This is a genomic window from Paenibacillus sp. PvP094, from assembly GCF_040546835.1.
GTDB lineage: Bacteria > Bacillota > Bacilli > Paenibacillales > Paenibacillaceae > Paenibacillus > Paenibacillus illinoisensis.
This window is the reverse complement of record NZ_JBEPOM010000001.1, coordinates 4966157-4989995: the sequence shown is the minus strand read 5'-3', so window position 1 is coordinate 4989995 and position 23839 is coordinate 4966157. Positions and strand designations below refer to the sequence as shown.

13 protein-coding genes and 1 pseudogene are annotated in these 23839 nt (G+C 44.6%); 4 read left to right on the top strand and 10 right to left on the bottom strand.

From position 1 onward, the window contains the following. Nucleotides 1-227: 227 nt before the first annotated feature. The 4 genes and pseudogenes from ABIC22_RS22775 to ABIC22_RS22760 all read right to left on the bottom strand — a co-directional run bounded on the left by ABIC22_RS22775 (nucleotide 228) and on the right by ABIC22_RS22760 (nucleotide 7157). Nucleotides 228-3579 (bottom strand): annotated as a pseudogene (locus ABIC22_RS22775) (DUF5107 domain-containing protein). A 183-nt stretch (nucleotides 3580-3762) separates the two neighbouring features. Further along, entirely contained in the window at nucleotides 3763-4383 is a 621-nt protein-coding gene (locus tag ABIC22_RS22770) for an NAD(P)-dependent oxidoreductase (protein WP_354483995.1), read from the bottom strand. 280 nt (nucleotides 4384-4663) lie between these two features. Next, on the bottom strand, nucleotides 4664-5701 hold the full coding sequence (locus ABIC22_RS22765; RefSeq protein ID WP_354483993.1) for an NAD(P)/FAD-dependent oxidoreductase: 1038 nt from the start codon (nucleotides 5699-5701) through the stop codon (nucleotides 4664-4666). A 355-nt stretch (nucleotides 5702-6056) separates the two neighbouring features. Beyond that, on the bottom strand, nucleotides 6057-7157 hold the full coding sequence (locus ABIC22_RS22760) for a DUF1648 domain-containing protein (protein WP_354483991.1): 1101 nt from the start codon (nucleotides 7155-7157) through the stop codon (nucleotides 6057-6059). 459 nt (nucleotides 7158-7616) lie between these two features. Between ABIC22_RS22760 and ABIC22_RS22755 the strand changes: the two genes are divergently transcribed. Both ABIC22_RS22755 and ABIC22_RS22750 read left to right on the top strand, forming a co-directional pair. Next, nucleotides 7617-8759 (top strand): response regulator, encoded by a 1143-nt coding sequence (locus ABIC22_RS22755; protein ID WP_354483989.1) that lies wholly within the window; start codon nucleotides 7617-7619, stop codon nucleotides 8757-8759. Nucleotides 8760-9360: 601 nt separating this feature from the next. Next, nucleotides 9361-11937, top strand: coding sequence for a hybrid sensor histidine kinase/response regulator (locus ABIC22_RS22750; RefSeq protein ID WP_354483987.1), 2577 nt, complete (start codon nucleotides 9361-9363; stop codon nucleotides 11935-11937). A 152-nt stretch (nucleotides 11938-12089) separates the two neighbouring features. Here ABIC22_RS22750 and ABIC22_RS22745 read toward each other — a convergent pair whose 3' ends face one another. Further along, nucleotides 12090-12548 (bottom strand): NUDIX domain-containing protein, encoded by a 459-nt coding sequence (locus ABIC22_RS22745; RefSeq protein ID WP_354483985.1) that lies wholly within the window; start codon nucleotides 12546-12548, stop codon nucleotides 12090-12092. A 246-nt stretch (nucleotides 12549-12794) separates the two neighbouring features. On the opposite strand from ABIC22_RS22745, the gene ABIC22_RS22740 reads away from it, so the two are divergent. Continuing rightward, nucleotides 12795-14120, top strand: a complete 1326-nt coding sequence (locus ABIC22_RS22740) for a hypothetical protein (RefSeq protein ID WP_354483983.1) — start codon at nucleotides 12795-12797, stop codon at nucleotides 14118-14120. Nucleotides 14121-14313: 193 nt separating this feature from the next. On the opposite strand, the gene ABIC22_RS22735 is transcribed toward ABIC22_RS22740, so the two are convergent. From ABIC22_RS22735 to ABIC22_RS22715, 5 genes are all read right to left on the bottom strand, one after another. Continuing rightward, a complete protein-coding gene (locus ABIC22_RS22735) occupies nucleotides 14314-16593 on the bottom strand; it encodes a glycoside hydrolase family 95 protein (RefSeq protein WP_354483981.1) in 2280 nt (759 codons plus the stop codon). A 282-nt stretch (nucleotides 16594-16875) separates the two neighbouring features. Then, on the bottom strand, nucleotides 16876-18525 hold the full coding sequence (locus tag ABIC22_RS22730; protein ID WP_354483979.1) for an ABC transporter substrate-binding protein: 1650 nt from the start codon (nucleotides 18523-18525) through the stop codon (nucleotides 16876-16878). A gap of 34 nt (nucleotides 18526-18559) precedes the next feature. Continuing rightward, nucleotides 18560-19486: a carbohydrate ABC transporter permease gene (locus ABIC22_RS22725; protein WP_095286803.1), complete on the bottom strand. Its 927-nt coding sequence runs from the start codon at nucleotides 19484-19486 to the stop codon at nucleotides 18560-18562. Between the two features lie 27 nt (nucleotides 19487-19513). Further along, complete coding sequence (locus tag ABIC22_RS22720) at nucleotides 19514-20368, bottom strand: ABC transporter permease (protein ID WP_095357726.1); 855 nt, start codon at nucleotides 20366-20368, stop codon at nucleotides 19514-19516. Nucleotides 20369-20703: 335 nt separating this feature from the next. Next, nucleotides 20704-23025 carry a helix-turn-helix domain-containing protein gene (locus ABIC22_RS22715; protein ID WP_354483976.1) on the bottom strand — a complete coding sequence of 774 codons (2322 nt, stop codon included), beginning with the start codon at nucleotides 23023-23025 and terminating at the stop codon, nucleotides 20704-20706. A 227-nt stretch (nucleotides 23026-23252) separates the two neighbouring features. Here ABIC22_RS22715 and ABIC22_RS22710 point away from each other — a divergent pair, with 227 nt between their 5' ends. After that, nucleotides 23253-23837, top strand: a complete 585-nt coding sequence (locus ABIC22_RS22710) for a TetR/AcrR family transcriptional regulator (RefSeq protein ID WP_354483974.1) — start codon at nucleotides 23253-23255, stop codon at nucleotides 23835-23837. Nucleotides 23838-23839: the final 2 nt, after the last annotated feature.

Below are 23839 nucleotides of genomic sequence, written 5' to 3'. Positions count from 1 at the left end.
TTCCACCTATCCTCTTCATCTTTTTTTATATTTTACCTATATTTTCATTGTATTTCCTGATAATTGTTTTTATTATACCAGATATGAACCAGATTTACACACAGTAAGTAAATGAATTCACAACCACATTCACTCCAAGTTTCTTGGAAACAAGAAAAATCCGGAACTGGTTGTCCCGGATTTCCTTGTGGTTAACTCTGCTGCCCATAAGTTTTATCCCTATATGCTTAGCACAATTCCAAGTGAATTCGCGCTCCCTGGTGGTTAGGCTCCAGCTGTAACGCTTCATTAAATCGGTTTTTGGCCTCTTCTTTGTTCCCAAGACCCAGTAATCCAAGGCCAAGCATAAACAAGCAGTGGGTTTGATTCCGCTTATTCAAATCATCCTCAAATACCAGAAAATCGGGCAAGGATACAGCAAAGTAGTCGATTTTCACATCATCAAACAGATGCCTTTCTGCGTAATCGATCAGCTTGTTAAATCGGCGCTTTGCTTCTTTCGAATGGTTTAATTGATCCCAAGCAAGTCCTTGATAAAATATCATCTCCGGTGGCTGATCATTGTAATACATCGCACTAGCTGGTTCCTCCAACCCCTCCGAAGCGAGTTTCCAATGATAAACAGCCTCTTCTAGCTGTCCGAGTCCCTGATAGGCCATGCCCAGCTCATAATGAATATTGTTCTCCTGTGCGCCTTCAAGTTTGCCTTCACCCAGATTCTCCGGATATTGAAGCGCTCGTTGAAGCAGCAAAATGGCTTCCTGATAGGATTGACGTGTATTCTCCTGCTTGGCAAGCTCTACGAGAGCTAGTGTATATTGTCCCGTTGCTTTTCCCTCTCCGCCTTCCCAAGGATGAAAGCGGCGACTTAATAATAAAGACAGTGCTTCATCATGTTTGCCTAGCGTGTTCAGCAGTGTAATATATTCGAGATAAAGATCGTCACGTTGTTCGACCAGCTGCATATGTTCCTGAAGCTTCGTTAATCGTTCTTGTGCTGAAACGCCCATTTTCTTAAACAGCTGATCGAGCTCGTAAAAAACCCGGGCATCATCCTTGTCACATGCAAACGCATGATGAAGCGAATGCAATGAAGCCTTTTGCATCATGGCGCTTGTTATAATAGGCCAGCGCAAGATTGCGGTGAGCCGTGGCGAATTGATGTTCAAGACCAATGGAAATCTCCCAGTGCTTTATGGCCTCGTCCGCTCGTTTTTTATCGTAATAGAGGTTTCCTAAATAATAATGGGCCTTACTGTCCGATGGATTTTTATGGATTGTATGAAGCAATACACTTAGATCAAACAGGCTGTTCGGGAAACAGTAATCCGGGGCAGCAGTGCCTCCAAGGTGACGTTCATGTTCTGCTTTCTCAATGAGTCCCATCTTGTCATAGACATAGGCAAGTGTGTAATGAGCCATAGGATACGCCAATCCATCCTGATGAGATGAAACTTCTTCTAGTAGACGCGAAGCTTCCTCATAGAAACCACTTCCCGCATAATCCCAAGCCAGGTTCAAGTAATTATGCGCGTCATCTCTCAACAACCGGCGGAGTTCCGATTTCACCAGATGAGCATCTTCGTTTTTCCCGATGGTTTCGAGATTCATGAATTTCTCATATCGGGCACCAAAATCCGCAATGTCCATTGTCAGCGTTTCGTCTGCAAACGCAATAGCTTCCTCATAACGACCCAACTTGCGAAGCAGCGCCGTTTTTACGAGCCTTGATTTGTAGTTTCTTGTATTGCGAATCAATGCACGTTCTACCAGATCCAGCGCTTCGATAAACGCCCCCTGCTCGGAAGTAATCTGACTTAATGCGTAGTAGCCGCTATCCTGATATGCTGCAGACCATACTGCTTTATAAAATGCTTTGAAAGCCTCTTCATTTCGTTCCTGAAGCCGGAGCGTCAAGCCTAGTTGATAATAAGCTTCACTGTCATACGGATTAGGATTTCGCCAGGTCAATGACTCAATTGCCTTACGGAAATGCGTTTCCGCTTTTTCCAAACACCCTCTTCGAAGCAGGAGTGTACCATAAGCAATATTGAGACGAATATCCGAAGTATCTCTTCTTAATCCTTCTTCGTAATAGCTTTCCGGTTCAAACGTAGCGTGCCTGTACTGCTCCAAATGAAGACCGGCAAGATACAACTGTTCTGTACTCTTGAGTTCTTCTGGAAGAGGAAGCGGTTTGGCGGCATCCGGAATCTGTTCGATGGATGGTTTCGCCGGCTTGTAGCTGATGAGCAGCTTTTGCTTGGCATCTCGCACTGTGACAAGCAAGTCATTCGGTTGATCTGCATCGTCTAACGTGATGATGGTTTTATAGGTAGATTCAGGCGAAAGGGTGGCAATATCATTGACATAGGTCCGCTTACGTCCCTTCAAGGTTATGCTTGCTCCTTCAAACACCGATGTAGCATAGGCCATTACTGTCGCCACTCGGAGCTGTTCATCTACTTCCAAATTGACTGCTGCATCAATAGAAGCGTTTTTAACAACGCCAATGTTTTTGTACGGCATGAAATATTGGGTAAAGGACTTTTCTTCGTACGGCTGGAGCCAAGTAAAGTCAGGCTGGTTGTCGGTAAATACGCCGGTCATCAACTCGATGTAAGGTCCATCTTCATCCGTCAGGCTTCGGTCCCAGGCTTGGCCGAACTCCCCGTTCCCCCACGTCCACTGCTTCTTGCCTGGGGAGATATGATGATTGGCTACATGCAGCAATCCTGCTTGCACGCTATGGTCGTAACCGCCTACAAAGTCGTAGTCCGATTTATATGCCATATAAGAAGTCGGGACGGGGATATTTTTATACCTGGAGATATCGACGCCTTCGGAATAATCCATTTTGTAATAAGTCCCGGTAGCAATCGGGAATTTGGATACATCCCTTTTTCCGTGATCAAAGACTGCTGTAACATCAGGTGGAAATACGGTTTGTGTATGATCATTGACAGCCACGGCCGGGTTGGCCCACCATAAAAACGTTTGTGGCTCGGATGTCCGGTTATACATTTGCGCCGTAATTTCGATATAGGCCTTACCTGGATGCAAGGTGAAACCCGTAGTTACTTTTGTGCCGTACATGCGATCAATCTCACTCACCCAGACGGTTGCGCTGCCGTCTTCATTCTCGGTTACCGTGTGCTGCACTGGTCCAAACGTATTCGGTCGATGATGCTGCGGCCAGTTAAATTCGATACCTCCTGAGATCCATGGGCCAGCAAGCCCAACGAGAGCAGGTTTGATAACACGATTGTAATAGACGAAATCATAGTTGTTTGTTTTATCTAATGCGCGGTAGATCCGTCCGCCGATTTCGGGCATAATTTCGACGCGAATGTATTCGTTTTCAAGAATGGCCATGCAGTAGGATTTGGATTCTTTTTCATCCAGGATTTTATCGATGACTGGATACGGGTAGACTCGTCCGGAACTCCCCTGGTACACGCGCTTCTCCAGAAACATGGGATTCTTGTCAGGTTTGCCCGTTCCGTAAGTGGGAATTTCAACCTGTTCCTCCCATACCCGCACCTGATTAGAAACGGCTGATGAATCTTTTGTACTCATATCGAGATCCTCCTTTGTGTTATACGTTTAATCTAAAGCCGCTCCCCCTTTTATACAATTAACGAAAGTCGGTAGTTGATGGATTATATTCTTAAACTTGATTGAGCAAATGTTGTTAAAAAATAATGGGATGCTCCCCGACCGAATATCGGAAGCATCCCATATTACTCTCATCTATAATCGTTAATAACAAATGCCTACCCGTGTCTTGATATAAGAGTCATCTTTAACTTGCTTGTAGGTAAATTCTGCTGTATCACTCACGGATATCTCCGTGCCGCCTTCAGGCAGAACATCACGCTCTACACGGTATACGCCTAAATGTTCTCCATCCGGCAAATACGTAGGACATACGATCGTCCATTCCAATGGTGATTCTTGAAGCAGCGAGTACACACGGTGATGCTCCTCGGCAGCGCGGGTGGATTTACGCCTCGATTCACTGGATTGATATCGTAGAATACTCGGAAAAAGCCTGCTTTGCAGAATACCTGCTGTCCCTACAGTAATGATTCGTTTTATCCCTTCTTCACGCATTGCTTCAATGATTAACGGCATACTTTCGGATAGTGTATGGGTTCCATCTGTGTTCAGTGCACTAATAACGACATCAGCACCACGAATAGCACTCATAATATCCTCCTGGTTCAACACATTGCCTTGAATGATTGTGAAATGTTCATCATTTACCTGGCATTTTTCAGGATGACGAACCAATACAGTTACATGATGCTGATCCTTAAGTGCATAGGCAGTGATCTGACTGCCGACTCGTCCTGTTGCACCCAATACTAGAATTTTCATATTTCTAATGCCCCTCCATATGATGCAGTGATCCATCTATTATCTTTTTGATTAATAACAAGTAGCTTAGGTGGCAACAACATTTCTGAATAAAAGTATCAAACAGTATATGACAAAATCAATAGCAGACATCTATTAAAAAGAAAAAAGCCGCTGATCAGCGGCTTATTTACCATCAATTGAACCGTATTATTATTTGAACAAACTTCCTCCACTGCTCAGAATCTACAGTTTCACAACGGCTCTGAAGGTAACTGTCCGTCTACTATAGCAGACCCTGCTATTCACTGGATACGCCAAGTGCTTTGTTCCGTTCCTTAAACCTCTCGTTATGTGACGATACATAAGCCATTCTCGGCGCCTCGGGATCGATATACTGTTTGGCGCTGTTAAGCGCTAAGGCAGCATCCGTGAATGCACCTGCAATCAGGTTGAGCTTGCTTTCGTAATTGGCGAAGTCACCAGCCCCGAAGATACCCGGCAAGTTCGTCTCTAGTTTCGGGCTGACAAATATGTTCCAGTCGTCCATATCCAGTCCCCAATCCTTGATCCCTGTAAAATCGGACTTCAGTCCGTGGTTGACGATAACCTCATCTACTTCTAGCTCGCGTGAATCCCCTGATTCGATGTGGTTAATCGTTACCCGTTCAATCGACTTTCCGTTGCCGCTGTATAACTGCGTGACTTCATATGGCGTAAGCACATCTGCAGAAGACTCCCTCATTCGAACAACGTTTTTTTCATGCCCGCCAAAGTGGTCGCGTCTATGCACGACAGTGACCTGAGCAGCGATGGAAACCAGCTCGTTGGCCCAATCGACAGCGGAATTTCCTCCTCCCGAAATAAGGACCCTTTTTCCTCTAAAAGGCTCCAGTTCCTGCACGGTATAGTGCAGATTGGATACCTCGTAGCGCTCAGCCCCTTCCAGCTCCAGCTTCGCCATTCGCAGAATGCCGCGGCCAATGGCCAGAATGACTGTACGTGTCCAGTGCTTCTCCCCCGTTGCCGCCTCCAGGATGTACGTCGAATCCGCTTGTTTCTCCAATCCGACAATGTGCTGGCCGAATACAATGGTCGGGTCGAACGTCTTCGCCTGCTCCGCTAATTGGGCGATTAATTTCTCGCATAGGATCGGCGTAACCCCTCCAACATCCCAGATCATCTTCTCAGGATAAATAAGCATCCGCCCGCCCAGCTCGTCTTTCGCTTCGATTAGCTTTGTCTTTAAATCACGCATTCCACTATAAAAAGCAGTATACATTCCCGCAGGACCACCGCCAATAATTGTCATATCGTATAATTCAAGCTGCTCAGTCAATTGATGTCCTCCTCAAGCCGGCTTATGTAATATCCGTGCTTATGATAATCATTATCAATATCATTGTAGCTTCGACAGCATGACAATAACAATGGACAAAACCGACGGTTGCTTTATACAAAATGGAGGATGCAGTTCAGTCAGTCACAAGAGAAACCAAATTAAGCTAACGATCATAGGATATCATCAATTTTTTTGCCGTTGGAGATCATTCCGTTATTCATCTAATTGACGATCACCCCGCATAACATCAAAGTCAAATCACGCCACAGGTCTGCCCTCTTGATGGCTTACAGGGTTGATTTTGCAACAGTCAAGATATTTATTTGTTGAAAAAAGAATACTCCGGTGAGCACTAACCTCTAAGCCTTGTTACCACAACTAACACTACAATAATTCCGAGTAAAATCAGCCAGCTTGCTGGGTGACCGAAATTTAATCCCCAGCCGACTCCGAACCTTTTCTCGACGAGTAGGTTTGGATCCTTACGATTGAAATAAATCATACCGAACAGCCATTTATCATCATCATGGACAGGTTTGACATTGGAGTGAAAGGCAGATCGCTCCAAGCGGCTTCCGCCTTGACCAGCCCAGAACGATAAGGCGAAGGCGTATAGTATGATAAAGGCTATTATGATTAGGATAATGGGGATAGCGAAATCGATGTTAAGCAGAGATATCATGTTTAGTTGCACGACGGAAACCAGGATAACTAATAAGAAGCTTGTTGTAATCATAAAACATGACCAAGTACGGCGGAAAGTTACGTCTTGTCTAATGGAACGGGTCGGATCAGTGGGTTGAACCTGCTGCTTCACACTGCGAATACTCCAATTCTCAAATATGAACAAAAGGGTTATGAACACTTGTATTATCGTAGTCATAAACACAGAGCTATAAGATTTATCTGCATAGCGGTCAACGTTCCAACTGCTGTTGTAATGGATCGGAATCTGATCAGGAATCTGATCGTAGTTGAGTAGCACAGTTACAATACTAACAACAATAATTAAAACATGAATGAGGAACCAATTATTAGACAAGCCAATGTTTCTTTTCCGGAATCCAGTGTCCACTGCAATGATCGATGGTTCCGGAGCAATAGCCAGCATAGGTAGTGAACTTTTCATTTTGAAATGATAGCTAATGTTTAAGACTAGGGAAATTACGACCATGGCGAGTGAATAAGTGACAATGATCCAACTTTGTTGCTTGGAATGTTCGTCACCGTACATTAGGCAGATGATACAGACAATAAATAGGATGGTATGCAAGGTAGCACTAATCCTAGCATATGACTTCCGTATCTGGCGCAGAGGCTCGCTATGAAATTGTACAGCGCTGACGGTGATCCCAAAACTAATCGTCTCTCTTGTTAAATAAGGCATGCTTACCATGAGTACAATGATAGGTACAAATACAAAGATCATCACTATAACAAGCGTTAACGTCATATCATTCGCCCCTCTTATACATAAGTGTATATTCGAAAACTCTATAATCCTTAGAGCGTATGAGATGCATCACTATGTCTTTTTACGTTTAACTTAGGGTAGGTAATCGACTTGAATATAAATTAATTATAATCGATTTTAGTGACTGCATGGATGAAATTAACATTTATCCAGATCTTTTTTCTACGCAGCGCTACTCATCTGACAACTGAGGAGAAATACATTTGCAGCTTGTTCAATCCCTTTTGCAGAAAGGTGGTTTTATGGATATCTCCGCCGCGATCAATATACGCAGACCACTTCAGAGGCCAAAGGACCCACATTTTATTCAGCCCACTGAACCTAAACTCAAGATATACGACTAGCTTTGCTACATCATTCGAGTTTTTATTCCATTTTTCAACATCCATGTTAAAATCGATATAACTAAATAAACGCTAATAAGGAGTATATTTTTACATGAAAGCTATTCTTATTGACGATGAAGTTTTAGCGTTGTCTTATTTGGAGCTTCAACTACTGAAGATGGGAAACTTCAGCCTTGATATTATCGGTAAATTTACAAACCCATACGATGCCCTGGATATCGTTAAACATGCCAAAGTGGATATCGCCTTTATTGATATAGAGTTACCTGAGATCAATGGTATTGAACTGGCGGAACGCTTGTTGGAGTATGACCCTGACCTGATGGTGGTATTTGTTACAGCCTACCAAGAATACGCTGTGGATGCCTTCGAATTAAACGCCATAGATTACATTGTGAAGCCGGTTCGCTTTGATCGATTGTCCAAAACAATGAATCGGATATTGAGCAAGAGTACCGCCAGATTGGATAACCCTGATCCCCATCAACCCCTCAGGATGACCATGTTCAAACAAGTCATGATTGAGGAGCCACAATCGCCTGGACAATTTACGTTGATGCAATGGAGAACCTTCCGAGCGCAGGAGCTTTTCCTGTATCTGCTTCAGCATAGGGGACAGCTTGTTCGTAAATCGTTTATCGTTGATTTATTATGGAGCAATACAGATGTGAACAAGGCCTACTCACAGTTGTATACAACCATTTATCATATTCGCAAAACTCTTACTGCGTATGGAAAGAGATTTCAGATTAAGAGTGCAAATGAAGGATATTTATTAGAGCTGGATCATATCATTTTGGACGTAGCACTATGGGAAGACTCTATGCAGACAATCGATATCTCAGAGGATAACCTGGAGCTTCATTTGGAGAAGTTAAACAGCTATACGGGTGAATATTTGCAGGAATACGATTATTGGTGGGCCGAGGCAGAAAGGCATAGACTTAAACAATTATGGCTAAACACAGCTCTAAGTGTCGGCAGTTGGTATGAGGATCAGCAGAGATTTAGCGATGCGTTGACTACATACTTGCAAATTCACCGCCTCTATTCAATAGAGGAAAAGTCTTCGTTTGCCTTAATGAGGCTGTATGACAAATTGAACGAGCCACAGAAAACGATGGAGTGTTATCAAGAACTCACGACACGACTAAAAGAAGAATACGATATTCTCCCAGGAAACGATATTCAAATATGGTTTAAGGAGTGGCAAGAGAAACAACTTCCCTCTTAATCCGCATTTTAGATGTATAACAAATAAGAGCCCTTTTTACAAGCCCACTATAACGTATGACAAAGGATTGTTCATGTTGCCATCATTCACACCTATTAATAAAATCATATCCAAACACAGGATGGCTTGGCTCATCCTCATATACTTAGCAGCTTTAATTGGAGTAAGATTTTTCTGGTATACGGAGTTCTCCCCTCCTAATGAGCCTCATGCAACCCAGGGAGAACTTGATCTGTCCTACTGGAAATTTACGGATCAACAGACGATCACACTTAACGGGCAATGGAACTTTACTCCGGGCACCTTCATTCATCCAAGCACATCCTTTCGTGATACATCACATTCTGCTAATTGGACAAAGGTTCCGGGTACTTTTAATGATACGAGTCCAGAATCGAATTTTGGAACTTATCGACTTCATGTACTTTTGCCTACATCTAATGCGTCTTATGGCATTCATATTCCTGAAATTAAGACTGCTTATCGCTTATATGTTAATGGAAGCCTTCTATACGAATCAGGCCATCCTGATGACAACCCAATAGGAACGATCTCTAAGGTTGTACCCTATACAGGTAACTTTACAGTGGAGCAGTCCACCATGGATATTGTCATTCATGTCAGTAATTTTCACTATCATAATGAAGGTGGCATCATTCAATCCATTAAATTTGGAACTCCTTCTGCTGTCCTGAATGAAATACATTTTAGCGAAAATATGCAGCTGCTCGTCGGAATTATTCTGCTGCTTCATATGTTATATATCGTTATTCTTCTTTTCGTAGGGCACCGACAGAAAGAGCTTCTTTATTTTGCCGGAATTATTTTGTTTGCCTTGCTTGTTACGTTAATAGACGATGACAAAATGCTGCTACAGTGGTTCCCGATCAATTTTGAATGGGCAGTACGTATGAGGATTATTGGATACTCCGCCCTTTGTTATTGTCTGGTGTTATGTACAAAGCACCTGCTTGGCGTACATAGTTTTAAGAAACTGATTTTTATTTTTTCTATTTTCTTTTACTCCTATGTATCCATTACACTTTTCTTTCCGATCAGTTGGCTGGATTATACCTCTAAGATTCTGGGTATTTTCATGCTCACAGCCATCTTACTCGTACCTATTATTTCAAGACAGGCCGTGAGGACTGGTCAAGAAGCAGCCACTTCGATATTACTTGCGGGTATTGCCGTATCGTTTAATATGGTATTCAGCGGATTTCTCAAGTCATGGTTTAATAAAGACCTGCCTTATTACCCGATTGACCTGATTGTAGCCTTTGTTGTGTTTGCATCCTTTTGGTTTGTACGTTTCACCAAAACAGCAATACGTGCTGAGAAACAAGCGGAAGCGCTCAAGAAAGTGGACAAACAAAAAGATGAATTTCTCGCGAATACGTCACATGAGCTTCGAAATCCGCTTCATGCGATCATTAATATGGCCCAATCCATCATCATTCGGAAGAGCAATAAGCTAGATACAACTGATCAAGAAGATTTGATGCTGATTACCAAAGTTGGACAACGCATGTCACATCTGCTCGATGACTTGATTGATATTACCCTACTGAAGGATAGCCGGGTTACGCTAGAACCAACAAGTGTCTCTTTACCAGCAGTGGCCAAGGGAGTAGTCCATATGCTGAACTATATGACGGTAAATGAGAACGTGAAGCTGCAAAACGAGATTCCTGATACATTACCTAACGTAGCAGCTGACGAAAACCGACTTACCCAAATTATGTTCAACTTAGTGCACAATGCATTGAAATATACCAAGAAAGGCCGTGTTTCCCTTCGTGCGGAGATCCTGAATGATGCTGTTTACGTTCATATTATAGATACGGGTATTGGAATTGACGAAGAACTGCAGCAGCGCATATTCTCCCCGTATGAACAAGCGGATTCCAGCATAACTTCTCCAGGCAGCGGCTTAGGTCTGGGACTTAGCATAAGCAAAAATTTAGTAGAACTTCATGGCGGAACACTAGAGCTGACGTCTAAGATTGGACAAGGATCCGTCTTCACATTTTCCTTACCTCTGGCAGACGCCGTACCAGCTGTTAAAGGTGTACAGAACGGCGAAGAAATAGAGTCTCATTTCAATCACCTGGTATCCGACGTGATGGATGCAACGAGTGAAGCAGCTGTTTCTTCAGAGAATAAATACAAGATGGATCCTATCAAGGGGTCTATTCTTCTAGTGGATGACGATGCCATCAATCTGAAGGTTATAAAATCATTGCTGGAGCTGGAAAACTATGAGGTCACCGCTGTAAACAGTGCTGAAGAGGCCCTTAGACAGATTAACCATAAACAGCAGTGGGATCTGGTCGTAACCGATGTGATGATGCCGGAAATGTCCGGATATACCCTGACTGAAATGATACGAAAGAAGTTTACGATTTTCGAGCTGCCTATACTGCTACTGACGGCTAGAATCAGACCAGAAGATATTCATACCGGGTTTCTTGCGGGTGCTAATGATTATTTAACAAAACCGGTTGATATGTTAGAGCTTCAGTCAAGAATTCGCGCTTTAATTCATTTTAAACAGTCTGTAGACGAGCAATTACGTATGGAAGCTGCGTGGCTCCAAGCTCAGATTCAGCCTCACTTTTTATTTAATACAATCAATTCCATTGCTTCGCTTAGTCTATTAGATCCAGACCGCATGATTACGCTGCTCGAAGCCTTCGGTGATTACTTAAAGGGAAGCTTTAATTCAAGGAACTTGGAGCGCCAGGTTCCTCTGTCCCATGAACTTGATTTACTGCGAGCTTACTTGTATATCGAAAAGGAACGATTTGGAGAGCGATTGGAAATAGAGTGGAATCTGCCTGATCCGTTGGAGGCTAAACTTCCTCCACTTACGATCCAACCTATCGTAGAAAATGCCATCCGGCACGGAATATTGAACCGTACCCGTGGAGGAAAGCTAACTCTATCTGCTACAAAAGAAGCGGATTACATCAAATTCATCATACATGATAACGGAGTGGGTATGGATGAGACCAAGCTGTCTTCCCTATTAGATAGTAATAAAAAAGCGGGGACCTCTGGTGTGGGAATAACGAATACCGATCGACGGCTCAAAAAAATGTATGGACAAGGCTTAACGATTCAAAGTCAACCTGGTGAAGGAACTACCGTTTCCTTCATCGTACCGAACCCATAGCATCCATTAAAGAAGGAGCGAGCATGGTTTCATGCGGCTCCTTCTTTATTTAATTTCAAGCCAAAAGCTTGCCTTTTACGATATCACTCGTCGAAAGGCTCTATTGGATGCTTTTCTTATAAATGAACCTTGTTAGATACGATAATCTCAGTTTAAATACTAGGATTACCTGGTTCCTCATTTCCTAAGTACATCTCGGTTTTTTCTCCATTGAATAAAAGCTGAATTTGCTTTCGCAATTTGGAAGGATACAATGGTTGCCCGATCAGATTATCGATATCAAGCCATTCATAACGGACGTGATATCTGTCACCTTGGAAAAGTAAATGGTCAGTTAATCCTTTATATACGCATAAAAACACAAAATCCACACGGTGAAACGCCTCACCATATACACCTTCAATGACAAATTCCAATGAATTAGGAATGATCTCTACTCCGATTTCTTCTGCGACTTCACGCTTCAATGCCTCAGTTAATGTCTCCCCCGCACTTTGACTTCCACCAGGCAGTGTATAAAAAGCATCGCCATCTTCGTCTATCTTAATTGCCAACATTTTTCTGTCTTCAATGATTAAGGCCTTTACGGAATTTCTTATCCTTCTCTCCATCTTATCTACTATCCCCTATATTCCTATTGATTTTATCCTCAGGTTCAGTTGCGCTTAAAACGAAGTTAACATACCAGTCTCAACATATTCTGAACACCTCTAATGTATTTTTCGTCAATATTAGCGTACAGATTTAGTCAACGGGCAAGACAATTTGTATTGGTAATATTTACTCATTAAACAGTGTTCACATCTTTGTTACAGTGGATAAGCATTATGAAGACATAGACAGGAGTTTTAATAGATATGAACGTTCGCACCAAATCCATCATTGGTCTGCTTTGCGTCACGACTTTAGCAGGCGCGTATTTCAGTTATACGGAGCAACAGAATAATCGACAATGGGAGCAGCAGCAGCAACGTAATACACAATACTGGTCGCACTTGCAATCAATCTACCTGCGCGATTTCGACTATGCGCTTGCGGAGTCCCTTGCGGCATCAACGATTGCAGATCGGCAAACAGCACTTCAATCTGCGATTGAACATGCCAATGTTATCTCGGAATATGTAAGGATCGGATCCGTTACCATGAACTTTCAATCTTCGTCCTCGTATGAGTCATTTATCACCAACGGCCGCCGCTATTTGGCCTATCCCGCCAGCGAGAAGGGAAAGTCGCTCGATCCGGATCAATTAGAACAAATTCAGCGTTTGAGAACCTTCGCGAGGACCGCCCAACCTTATCTCGAGCAGATGAGAAAGAAAGCTTTGGATTCCTCTTCTTCAGATATACAACAGATTTCGACCGAAATGGATGAGGCCTTATCTGGGCTTGACTCGGTCTTCACGTCCGGCAATAAAGCCTATAATGAATTCCGGTACAACCAGAATCCTTACATACCTCTGAAGCCAGGGCCCGTTTTCGCCGGTGAAACCACGTATACGGCTACGGAGCTTGCGGCCAAAGCAAAAATTTTCATGGGTGAAGCTTGGAATAAAGGAGTAGGTAAACAAATCGTCCACATGGCCTCTGGCGGGAGCAGCCCCGAGTTCGGAGAAGTCATGGATTTCAGGTTATCGGACACTGATGGAAAATCAACCAGCTCCTATACCGTAACACTAAGTAAAAGCGGACACGTGCTCCAAGTGAGACGCAAGGGCTCGATCTCCAAAGATGCAGCTGTAGAGCAGAATATGGACTTAAAGCAGTTTATTGCAGTTGCGGACACCTGGATGACCCGCTGGTCTGATGAACGTCTGACATTAACAGCAAAAGAGATAAAAGAAACTTCCGTTTATCTCGTCTATATTCCAGTCCGGGAGCAAATCTCCATTCCGCAGATGAAAGTCGTATGGCGATTTGATCGCCGTACCGGTGCGTTGATAAGCTTTGATGCGTCTAATTATTTTTCACATTATAATAAAAACTTCCCCCTTCACCCGAAGCTTACAGCGGAGCAAGCCTCTGCGAAGCTAGGCCCATACGTAAACGTCTCGGGTAAGCCAAAGCTGAAGCTCCACAACGACAAACTCGTTTATGCATTTCCCGTCACCGGGATTGAAGGCGTTACTCACGTATACATTAATGCTCGCACAGGCGCTGGTGAAGGCATTGACTACAAACTGTAACCTATAACAAAACGAGGCAGCCCCGCGAATACCATCTCCACGGACTGCCTCTTTTTTTGTGTTGTTGTCATATTAGAATAAATCTCACGAAAACACACTCTGACTCTTTCTAAAATTCACTCTTTCCGTTCATCCGTAGCACAATGAGCTGGATATTCTGCTTCTTCTGAAGCAAATCGATTTATTAATCCGATCATTGAGTTTGTGACAGCACGTCGGATGAAATCGGTGTAAACGTATACGTTCCACCAGCTTCTGCGTCGAAAGAAATCGGCTTAAGGCCAGGACCTTCCAACTGACAAAGTCCAGCTATTGAACTTTTTACGGTGACTTCAGTAATTTCCGATTTCGCCCAGGAAAATCCAATGGTATATCCGCCTCGGGCCCTGAGCCCCTCCACACTCCCTTCACACCAGTTGTCTGGTAAGGCAGGCAGAAGCTTGATCACATCGGTGTGGCTCTGCAATAACATCTCAGCAATTCCGGAGGATCCCCCGAAGTTGCCGTCAATCTGAAACGGAGGATGATTGTCAAAAAGATTGGGCAACGTGGAGTGCTCCAGGAGAGCTCTTACATTTTCATAAGCCTTCTGCCCATCCTGAAGTCTTGCCCAGAAGTGAATGATCCAGGCCCGGCTCCATCCGGTATGCCCCCCACCATTCTCCAATCTACGTTCGAGCGTTGTTCGTGCGGCTTTTGCAAGTTCCGGCGTGTGTTCTGGAGTGAAGCTTTCTCCAGGGTACAAACCAAATAGATGTGAGATGTGCCGGTGTCCCGGTTCCACTTCTTCGTAATCCTCCATCCATTCCTGGATTTGTCCGTATTTGCCGATTTGTGTCTTGGGAATTCGCTTCAGAACAGCAGCAAGTTCTTCGCTGAAGATATGGTCCCTTCCAATCAACTCGGCACTTTGAATGCATGCAGTGAATAGAGCCTCAATGATCTGAAAATCCATCGAAGCGCCTGCACATAGCACTCCTACCTCACCATTTGGCAGCTTATAACTGTTCTCTGGAGAAACGGATGGACAGGTAATTAGACGGCCATCTGCATCCTCAATCAGATAATCAAGGAGAAACTGCGCAGATTCCTTCATCGTTTCGTATGCTTCTTCCAGAAAAATGAGATTCTGACTATAGCGATAATGCTCCCATAAGTGCAGGCATAACCAGGCAGCACCCAGCGGCCAGAAGGAAGCTGGCAGGTAGGTATCCTGAGGGGCCGTGTCTGCCCAAATATCCGTATTATGATGTGCGGTAAATCCACGGCAGTCATACATCTTTCGTGCCGTAATTCGGCCAGGCTCCCGCATTCGCTCAATCAGATCGAACAATGGCTCATGGCACTCGGCTAGATTGCAGTTTTCGGCGAGCCAGTAGTTCATTTGGGCATTAATGTTGATCGTAAATTTGCTGTCCCAAGGTGGAGTGAAACTGTCATTCCATATGCCTTGAAGATTAGCAGGCAGGGAGCCTGGCCGGCTTGAGGAAATCAGCAGATAACGACCAAACTGAAAATAGGTTTCGATCAATTCGGGGTCTTCTTCTCCCCTTTGGAACTGTTGTAATCTCTCATCCGTCGGACCATCATGACGATCAGAACGTTTGGACAGGTTCAACGAAACCCTGCTGTACAATTCATGATAATCCGATGTATGCCGTACAAGCAGTGTTTCATAAGGAATCCGGCTGAGCTCTTCTATACGAAGTTTAGTGTATAATTCCGGATCTTCCTGACGGAAAGTCGTTTCCGCAGCAAGCAGCAGGGTGACCGAGCTCGCGTCCTTCACCAGCAAATACTCTCCAAGGAGCTGACAGGTACCTTCATCTGGTATCGCTTTCAAGACAGCTGCGAAGGAGCTGCCGTCTTTACCACCGCATTCACCAAGCATAATGAGTCCGCTCTGCTCCCACTTCTTGGTTTTCTCCAGGTATCTCCAATTCTGTCGATTGAATCGGGCTTTCATGGACAAGGCATTCTTCTTGTCTGCTGAGATTCGGATGATAATGGCTTGGTCCGGATGGCTGGCAAACAACTCACGAGTATAACGGATACCATTAACGGTATAACTAACCGTGGAGATGCCCTGGTTCAAATTCAGCTCACGTACATAGTCTTCCACAGGACCATCATGATTGCCGAATGATAACTGCAGCTCACCAAGTGGCACATAATGTCTCTGGGCTTCAGGAAGCCCGGCCATCGTCATGCTGGCCAACTCTTCAGCCTCCCGAAGTTTCCCTTCCATGATTAATTTGCGGATATGGGGCAGATTGGGCAGTGCATCTTCGTTATTCCGATCCCGAGGACCCCCATACCACATCGAGTCTTCATTTAACTTCAAACGCTCCTCTGCTACGCCTCCAAATATCATTGCTCCAAGCCGACCGTTCCCGATTGGCAAGGCCTCATTCCATATCTCTGCCGGTTTGCTGTACCACATGCGATGATTGTTCCGATTGGATTCTTTCATTCTGAACCTCCACTATGAATTTCAATGAATGATAAGAGATTAATCTCATATTAACATCCCGACAAAGAATAAAAATAACGTATTCATGCAGATCCATACTCTTTCATGATATGAGAATCGAAAAGATCATGTATTCGGAGATTTTCTTCGATAAACATCAATGAGATTGGCTGCCTGCCATAAAAGATTACGGACCTGATTCGCAAGAATGCGAACCGGCCCGTGTTTGATAGTAATGGTTGATTTATTTACCCAGGATGGGTGTAAACCTCCCCATTCTCCCTACTTGGAAATGGATGAAGAATCATACGCTGCCTGCATAATTTCCAGATAACGCTGGATGTTGAGGCCTTCCAGCCCTTTCACATAATCGTCCCAATCCTTTTCCAGACTCTTTGCTCCTGTGATGAATTGCAGGGCATTCTGGTCAATATAATCCTTGAGGTTCGTCTGCATCATGCTAGTTTCGTCTGCATTTGCCGGGTCCACCCATAGTGCCCAATGCGGAAAAACTTCCTCGGGTTCTTTGCCTTCCATCAAGAGTGTTGCCTCATAAAGTCGGCGCTCATATCCGTCACCTGCATAGATGTCCTTGCCTTGTACTTCGGCATCGCGGTATGCTCTGTGGTGATTATACTGACTCAGCGCACCCCAGCTGTCATTACGAGGTTCCTCACCTGTGGGGAGGGGAATGGCTTTGTAGAGTGGCTCTACCTGATCATTAAGGGCTACGTCGCCTTCCTCCGGCTTGCGCCAGCTGGTGCCCTCCTCACCCAGATATGCACTCATGGCTCCTTCTTGTGTGTAGAGATAATCCAGCATTTTTATGGCTGCAATCTGTGTCTCTTCACTTGCCTTGTTTGTGAGTACAAACGATGCTCCAGGGTCAATTGGATAGTTATAGGTCGCATAATTGGCATGCGGTCCTTTCAAAGGAGGAATCGGATTATAATCCTTCCCATACGGAGCACCCTCGGCCGTATTTACAAATAGAGATGGGTGCATGGCTGCACCTGCGCCAAGAAGCTGCGCATCCGCATTATCTCCGATTTTTTTAAAGGCCCCCACATTTTGCGTGAACGCACCGGGGTCAATCAAACCTTCATCGTATAGCGATTTGATATAGGCCAGTCCTTCCTTCCACTCCGGTTTGTTCGCAACCGTATCAACCCGGCCATCCTTTGCAATGAGATAGGTTCTGTCATCGTCGTAGATAAACCCGTTCATCAAATAGGGGATGATGTGCACACCGAAATTTTCAATGGAACCGCTCAGCGGCACTTCATCCGCTTTGCCGTTGCCGTTCGGGTCCTTGGTTTTGAATGCTTTTAGCACTTCCTTAAATTCTTCCGTCGTTGTAGGCTCGGATAAACCGAGCTGCTCTAGCCATTTCGTATTCATCCACATTTTGTTCGGATATGAGCAGTGGAAACATTCATTCAAGCCCGTCAGACCGTAAATATTGCCGTCGGGCGCAGTATTCATTGCTTTATAATATTCACTGCTGTCCAGTACCTTTTTGATATTCGGTGCGTATTGCTCAATTAGTTCATTCAGCGGTACAATGACTCCTTGCTGACCAAATTTCAACAAGTCAGTTTGAGAAAAACGGTCCACCCATGGAATGAGCAAATAGAGATCCGGGTAGTCCCCCGAAGCCAATGATATCTGTCTTTTTTCAGCCGCGCCGTCAAAAGGAACCGTCGTCCAGTTTATCTTCACGTTAAACTTCTCTTCCATCTTTTTCGTAAACTTGTTCGTTTGAAGGTTGGTATCCGAACTTTGATGAGCAAACACATTAATGGTCACGTTGTCCCCGGATGAAGGGCCGCTCCCCTCTTCTCCGCTGCCCTGATTTGAGGATGAACATCCTGCCAGTGCCACAGACAGGAGCAGTATACAAGCAAGCACGAATGACCCTGTTTTTCTCAAATAGACCCTCTCCCTTACGAATAAATGTAGTGAACTAGCCCTTGACGGAGCCAATCAACATGCCCTGAACGAAATATCGCTGCACAAACGGATAAATGACGAGTACCGGCAAACTGGCCATAACAATGAGTGAGAACTTCATCAACTCAGCCATTTGCTGCTGTTTCACCATCTCTCCCACATCCATATTTCCCGTGCTGTTACTCAGAATCAGAATGCTGCGGAGAATCAACTGAAGCGGATAGAGCGATTGCGTTTTTAAATAAATCAGGGCATCAAAATACGCATTCCACTGCCCAACGGCATACATCAATGACAAAACAGCGATGATGGGTTTGGCGAGAGGCAAAATGACGCTGAAAATGAAACGGATATCACTGCATCCGTCAATATCGGCTGCCTCGGACAGCTCTTCCGGGATGGAATTCTGAAAAAAAGTACGTGCGATAATCACCTGCCACACCCAGATGGCATTAGGAATCAACAGAGCCCAGCGGGTATCAATCAGTCCCATGGATTTTACCACCAGGTAAGTTGGAATTAATCCGCCTGAGAATAGCATGGTGAATGTAATAAACATCATGAGAGGGCTGCGCCCAACAAAGGTTTTTTTGGAAAGCGGATAAGCAATCATAATGGTCAGCGCTACACTAATGATTGTTCCTATTGTGGTATAAAATAACGAATTGGCGTAACCCATGATAACCTGATCGTTGCGCAATACAGACTTATAGCCATCGAGTGTCATATCAACGGGCCACAGCCAGACTTTCCCGGATGTAACTGCTGCCGGGCTGCTCAGAGAAGAGCTTACGATATAGATCAGTGGATAGAGTACTGCAATCAAGACAACCGTCAGAATGAGGTAGATGATGGCTATAAATACCCGGTCCCCAAAAGATTCTCTGATGGTGCTCCTCTGACTAACCGCTGAACCGGCTTGGGATTGCAACTTGCTCATCTGATTCCCCCCTTTCCTTTTGCCGCATTACCATAAGCTTGTATTGGACAGACGCTTGGCAGCAGCATTGACCGTTAACAACAGAATCAGGTTAATAAGCGAATTAAAGAGGCCAACTGCGGTAGCAAAGCTGTAATTGGCATTCAGCAAACCCATTTTGTACACATAGGTGGAGATAATCTCGGAAGCGGATAAGTTCAATGGATTTTGCAGCAAATAAATTTTTTCAAATCCGACGGCCATGATATTGCCAACGCTCAGAATCAGGATAATGACTGCCGCCGGCAGCAGGCCGGGCAGATCGATGTTCACCATTTTCTGAAACCGGTTGGCTCCATCAACCTTGGCTGCCTCGTACAATGAAGGATCAATACCTGCAAGTGCTGCCAAATAGATGACTGCGGAATATCCCATGCTCTGCCAGACATCCGAAAATACGTAGATGGAACGAAACAGCCCAGGCTCTCCAAGGAAATTGACCGCTTCAAAACCAAGCGTTCCTGCGATTGTGTTCACAATGCCCAGCCGCGGCGATAGGAAAAGCATGATGATGGATACCATGACAACGGTTGAAATAAAGTAAGGTGCATAAGTAACCATCTGTACCGTTTTTTTGAATTTGGCGTTCTTGACTTCGTTCAACGCCAGTGCTAGAAGTATCGGGACTGGAAAACCCACGACCAAACTGTAAAACGAAATATACAGTGTGTTTTTGATCAGGGTAGCGAACGCCGGGTTTTGGAAAAGCAGCTCAAAATATTTGGTGCCCACCCATGGACTTCCCCAGATCCCCTTAATTACGTTGTAATCCTTGAAAGCGAGCACTGCATTAACCATAGGCACATACTTGAAAATAATGAAGTACGCGACAGGAGGAATCATCAACAGATAGAGCTGCCAGTGTCTCCTCCAGCTTCTGGACAAGGCCAGTTTCACTGCAGAGCGCCTGCCTTGTTTTACTACCGTTTTGTCATTAGAAATTGTTGTTCTCAGAGTCATCCCCCCAGGAGGTAGCCAAAATGAATAAGGCCCTCTTTTTTTTGATAGCGCTTTCTTGTTCGTAATCATAAGAGGGCTCCCTTAGTCACGTAAAGGTACACTTTACTCGATGAGGTACGATTCAAGGACAACAAGGCCGAGAAGCCTGATGTGGCTTTAATTTCGCAATGATTTTTTTGATGTTTCTGCTTGGATTGATAATCATGATTGTGCTAGCTTCATTCCATTTCGTTCTCCATCTGGCGAAATGAACTAGGCAAAATCCCACGGACTCGCTTGAAGGCTCTTCGGAACGAATGTGCGCTGTTGTATCCGGTGGTCAGGGCAATCTCATCGATCGTCCGTTCAGTCTCACGCAGCAGTTCAGCAGCTTTGTTAATTCGTACCTTCTCCACATAGTCGGAAAGGTTCTCTCCGGTATACTCTTTGAATAACTGCGAGATATATTTTTCCGGTTTACCCATTTGTTCTGCAATGCGATATACCGTTAAGGTTGCATCGGCATAGCGTTCCTGAATGTAAGCCATCGTTTCGTTGATAATTTCAACATGCATATTGGATTTTTTGCGTTGTATGTCCAGGCAGACCGCTTTCGCCAGTTGATGAAACTTGTCCCGGAGTAAGGTAACACTGTCCGTTACCTGAATAGCCGCAATTCGATTCTTAAACTCATCGACAAGCGCTTCGTCCAGCATGATCTTGGGTTCCAGCTTCAGAAATGTTCCCTTCAATTCCACAACGAACTGCTGCGTCATGTCATAAGACAGCTCTCGCTCGGTAAAATTGCGGTGGAACAACTGATCCAGAACCCGATCCGATTCTTCCATTTCACCCGCCTTCAGCGTATTGAGCAGACGCTGTTCGGACTCCATCGGATAGTAATACAATTCGGTTTCCTTGACGGTGTCCTCGAATCTCACCAGATGCTCTGTTCCCATATGAATGGCATATTCCAATGCTTGTCTGGCCTCGTTAAACGAACGGCCAACATCATTCCATACCTCATAAGAAGACCCCATTCCAACAGTGGTCGATACCCGATATTCCCGATAAACTGCATCCATCCGTTTGCTCAGTTCGGAAACCGTTGTGTTCATGGCTATATCTGAGGGTTCTACACTAATCGGTTGTACAAATGCAATCTGATCGGTTCCCCAGTCTGTAATCAATACCTCTGAATTCCATGCCGTCAAGGCTTCACGCACGATAAGCCTGGCGACGCTTAGTTCTTGAATGATTTCTTCGCTATCCGGACTTCCATAACCGTCTACCTTCACAATTCCTACAACCCCTCGGCTGGTATGAAGGGATATGTCGGTCTGGGAAGAAATCGCCTCCAACTCGCGGATGGTGTAAAACTCACCTGTCAGCAGACGTTTGATAAATCCATCCCTTAACATGGGAATCTGTTCATTTAATGCATTCTTAAGTACATGGTTATTGGTAATTAGGCTGGTGATATTGCTTGTCAAAAAATCATATTCGTTGTTTGTCTTTTCAGGCAGCCCTATATCCTGTTCCCGGAAGACCGACAGAAGCCGGTGAATCGGTGCGCTGTGTCGGTAAGCCAGCATTAGCCCAATCAATAATCCAATACCAAGTGTTGCTAGCGTAAAAGTTAAGGTAACCCGCTTGATCTGATCGGCCTTTACCATTAGCGCACCTTCGGGGATGCCAGCCATGTAATTCCAGCCATTTTGATTGGAGTGAATGGAAATGAGTAGCCGCCCGTCGTCCATTGGCATCACTTCATCGTTCTTGTTAGCAGGCATACCTTTCAAGTGTTCCGCCTCGGCTTCATCTATACCACGTGAAAAAATAATATCCCCACTTGAATCTGTCACCAATGTCCACCCCCCATATTGCTCCACAATAGGTTGAGTCAAACTCGCCATCTGATTCTCATCAATCATGACGCCAATGGTAGCCTGCGGCTTGTTGAAGCTGTTTAATGGAAGCGACTGAAGAAACGTGATGGCTGGAGCGTTCACAAACACATCACTTCGAATCTCCTTCTTATAATTTTGTAGGGGAATGATTTCATTTAAATGCGGCCTTTTTAATACGTTCTCTTTCCACTCTTCAAACGTGATACCTTCCAGGCGGTTGGCAGCAAAATAATGCTCAGGTCGGTAGTAAACCGTCGTAGGCGTAATAATGACATTATAGTTGGGGATATAGATGAAAAAACGAGACAAATAATCATTCGTACTGCTGTACATGGACAGGCTGCGCTGCATGCGGCTCAAACCATAGACATTATTAACGTCATGCGGCTTGGGATCAGCTATCAAACGGTTTAAATCCTGGTTAATGGCCAGTTGTCTCGTGAAATCCTCAACCAGCATCAGATTTCGTTCAATAATCTCCTTGCTCAGGTTGAGCGATTTGAGGCTGTTCTCAATCGAGCTGGTCCTCGCTGCTTCAATGGATGTTCGATAGGAGGCATATCCGGCAATTTGAGGAATCATGAGAACAATAAGATACGAAATCATGAATTTGCGAAACAAAGGCGAGAATTTGGACCATAAGTGCTGCATATGTACCCCCTTCTTTCGTAAGCGTTTACAAAACTGTTTTGTTAATGATACACCTAACATTTGCACAAGGTGAAGGTACAACTTCGGCTTTGGGGTACAAATCCTTAAATTCCTGTCCAATACCGAAATCAATCGAACATCAACAAACCTTTTGCATTTCTCCGCACCATGCGTTAATATTTTTATATTGACAAATTTGCAGGTCAAAAATAAGGAGGTTGAACGTAATGTCACCCCGTACCAAAGAACAAAATGAACTTATTCGCATACAGCGCAGAGAACAGATTCTGGACGTCGCCGCGCGCTCCTATTTTCGCACGGGCGGCAGCTTTGATATTCGTGACGTTGCCCGCGAGGCAAAGCTTGGTTATGGCACAGTGTATCACTATTACCCCAACCGGCATTTATTAATAGAAGATGTGCTGGGCAGCGGCTTTGAGAAATGCGAACAAGTTATCGAAAAATGGACGAACAGCAAAAGAAGCAACCCGGATGATAAGCAGGTATTGACCTATTGCATAGCGCTGCTCCAGCTATGGCAATCGGACGCCCGTGCATATCTTGTCTACAAAATGGCAGCAGAACATTATGCAGGCTTGCCTGAGAAGGATCGCTACCACGCCAAGAAACGATTCATGGAACGGCTTTACGTTCCACTTCAATCGGCCACCCAGTGTGAAGATGATCAAATAGACCATATGCTCGCCGTGCTGGTCGGCTGCTGTGGATTGTACTATTATGCAGGCAATTCCGACCTTGATGTTAATCGAATTGCCCATCTCGCCATGCAAGCTATTAAGAAGGAGTCTTGATA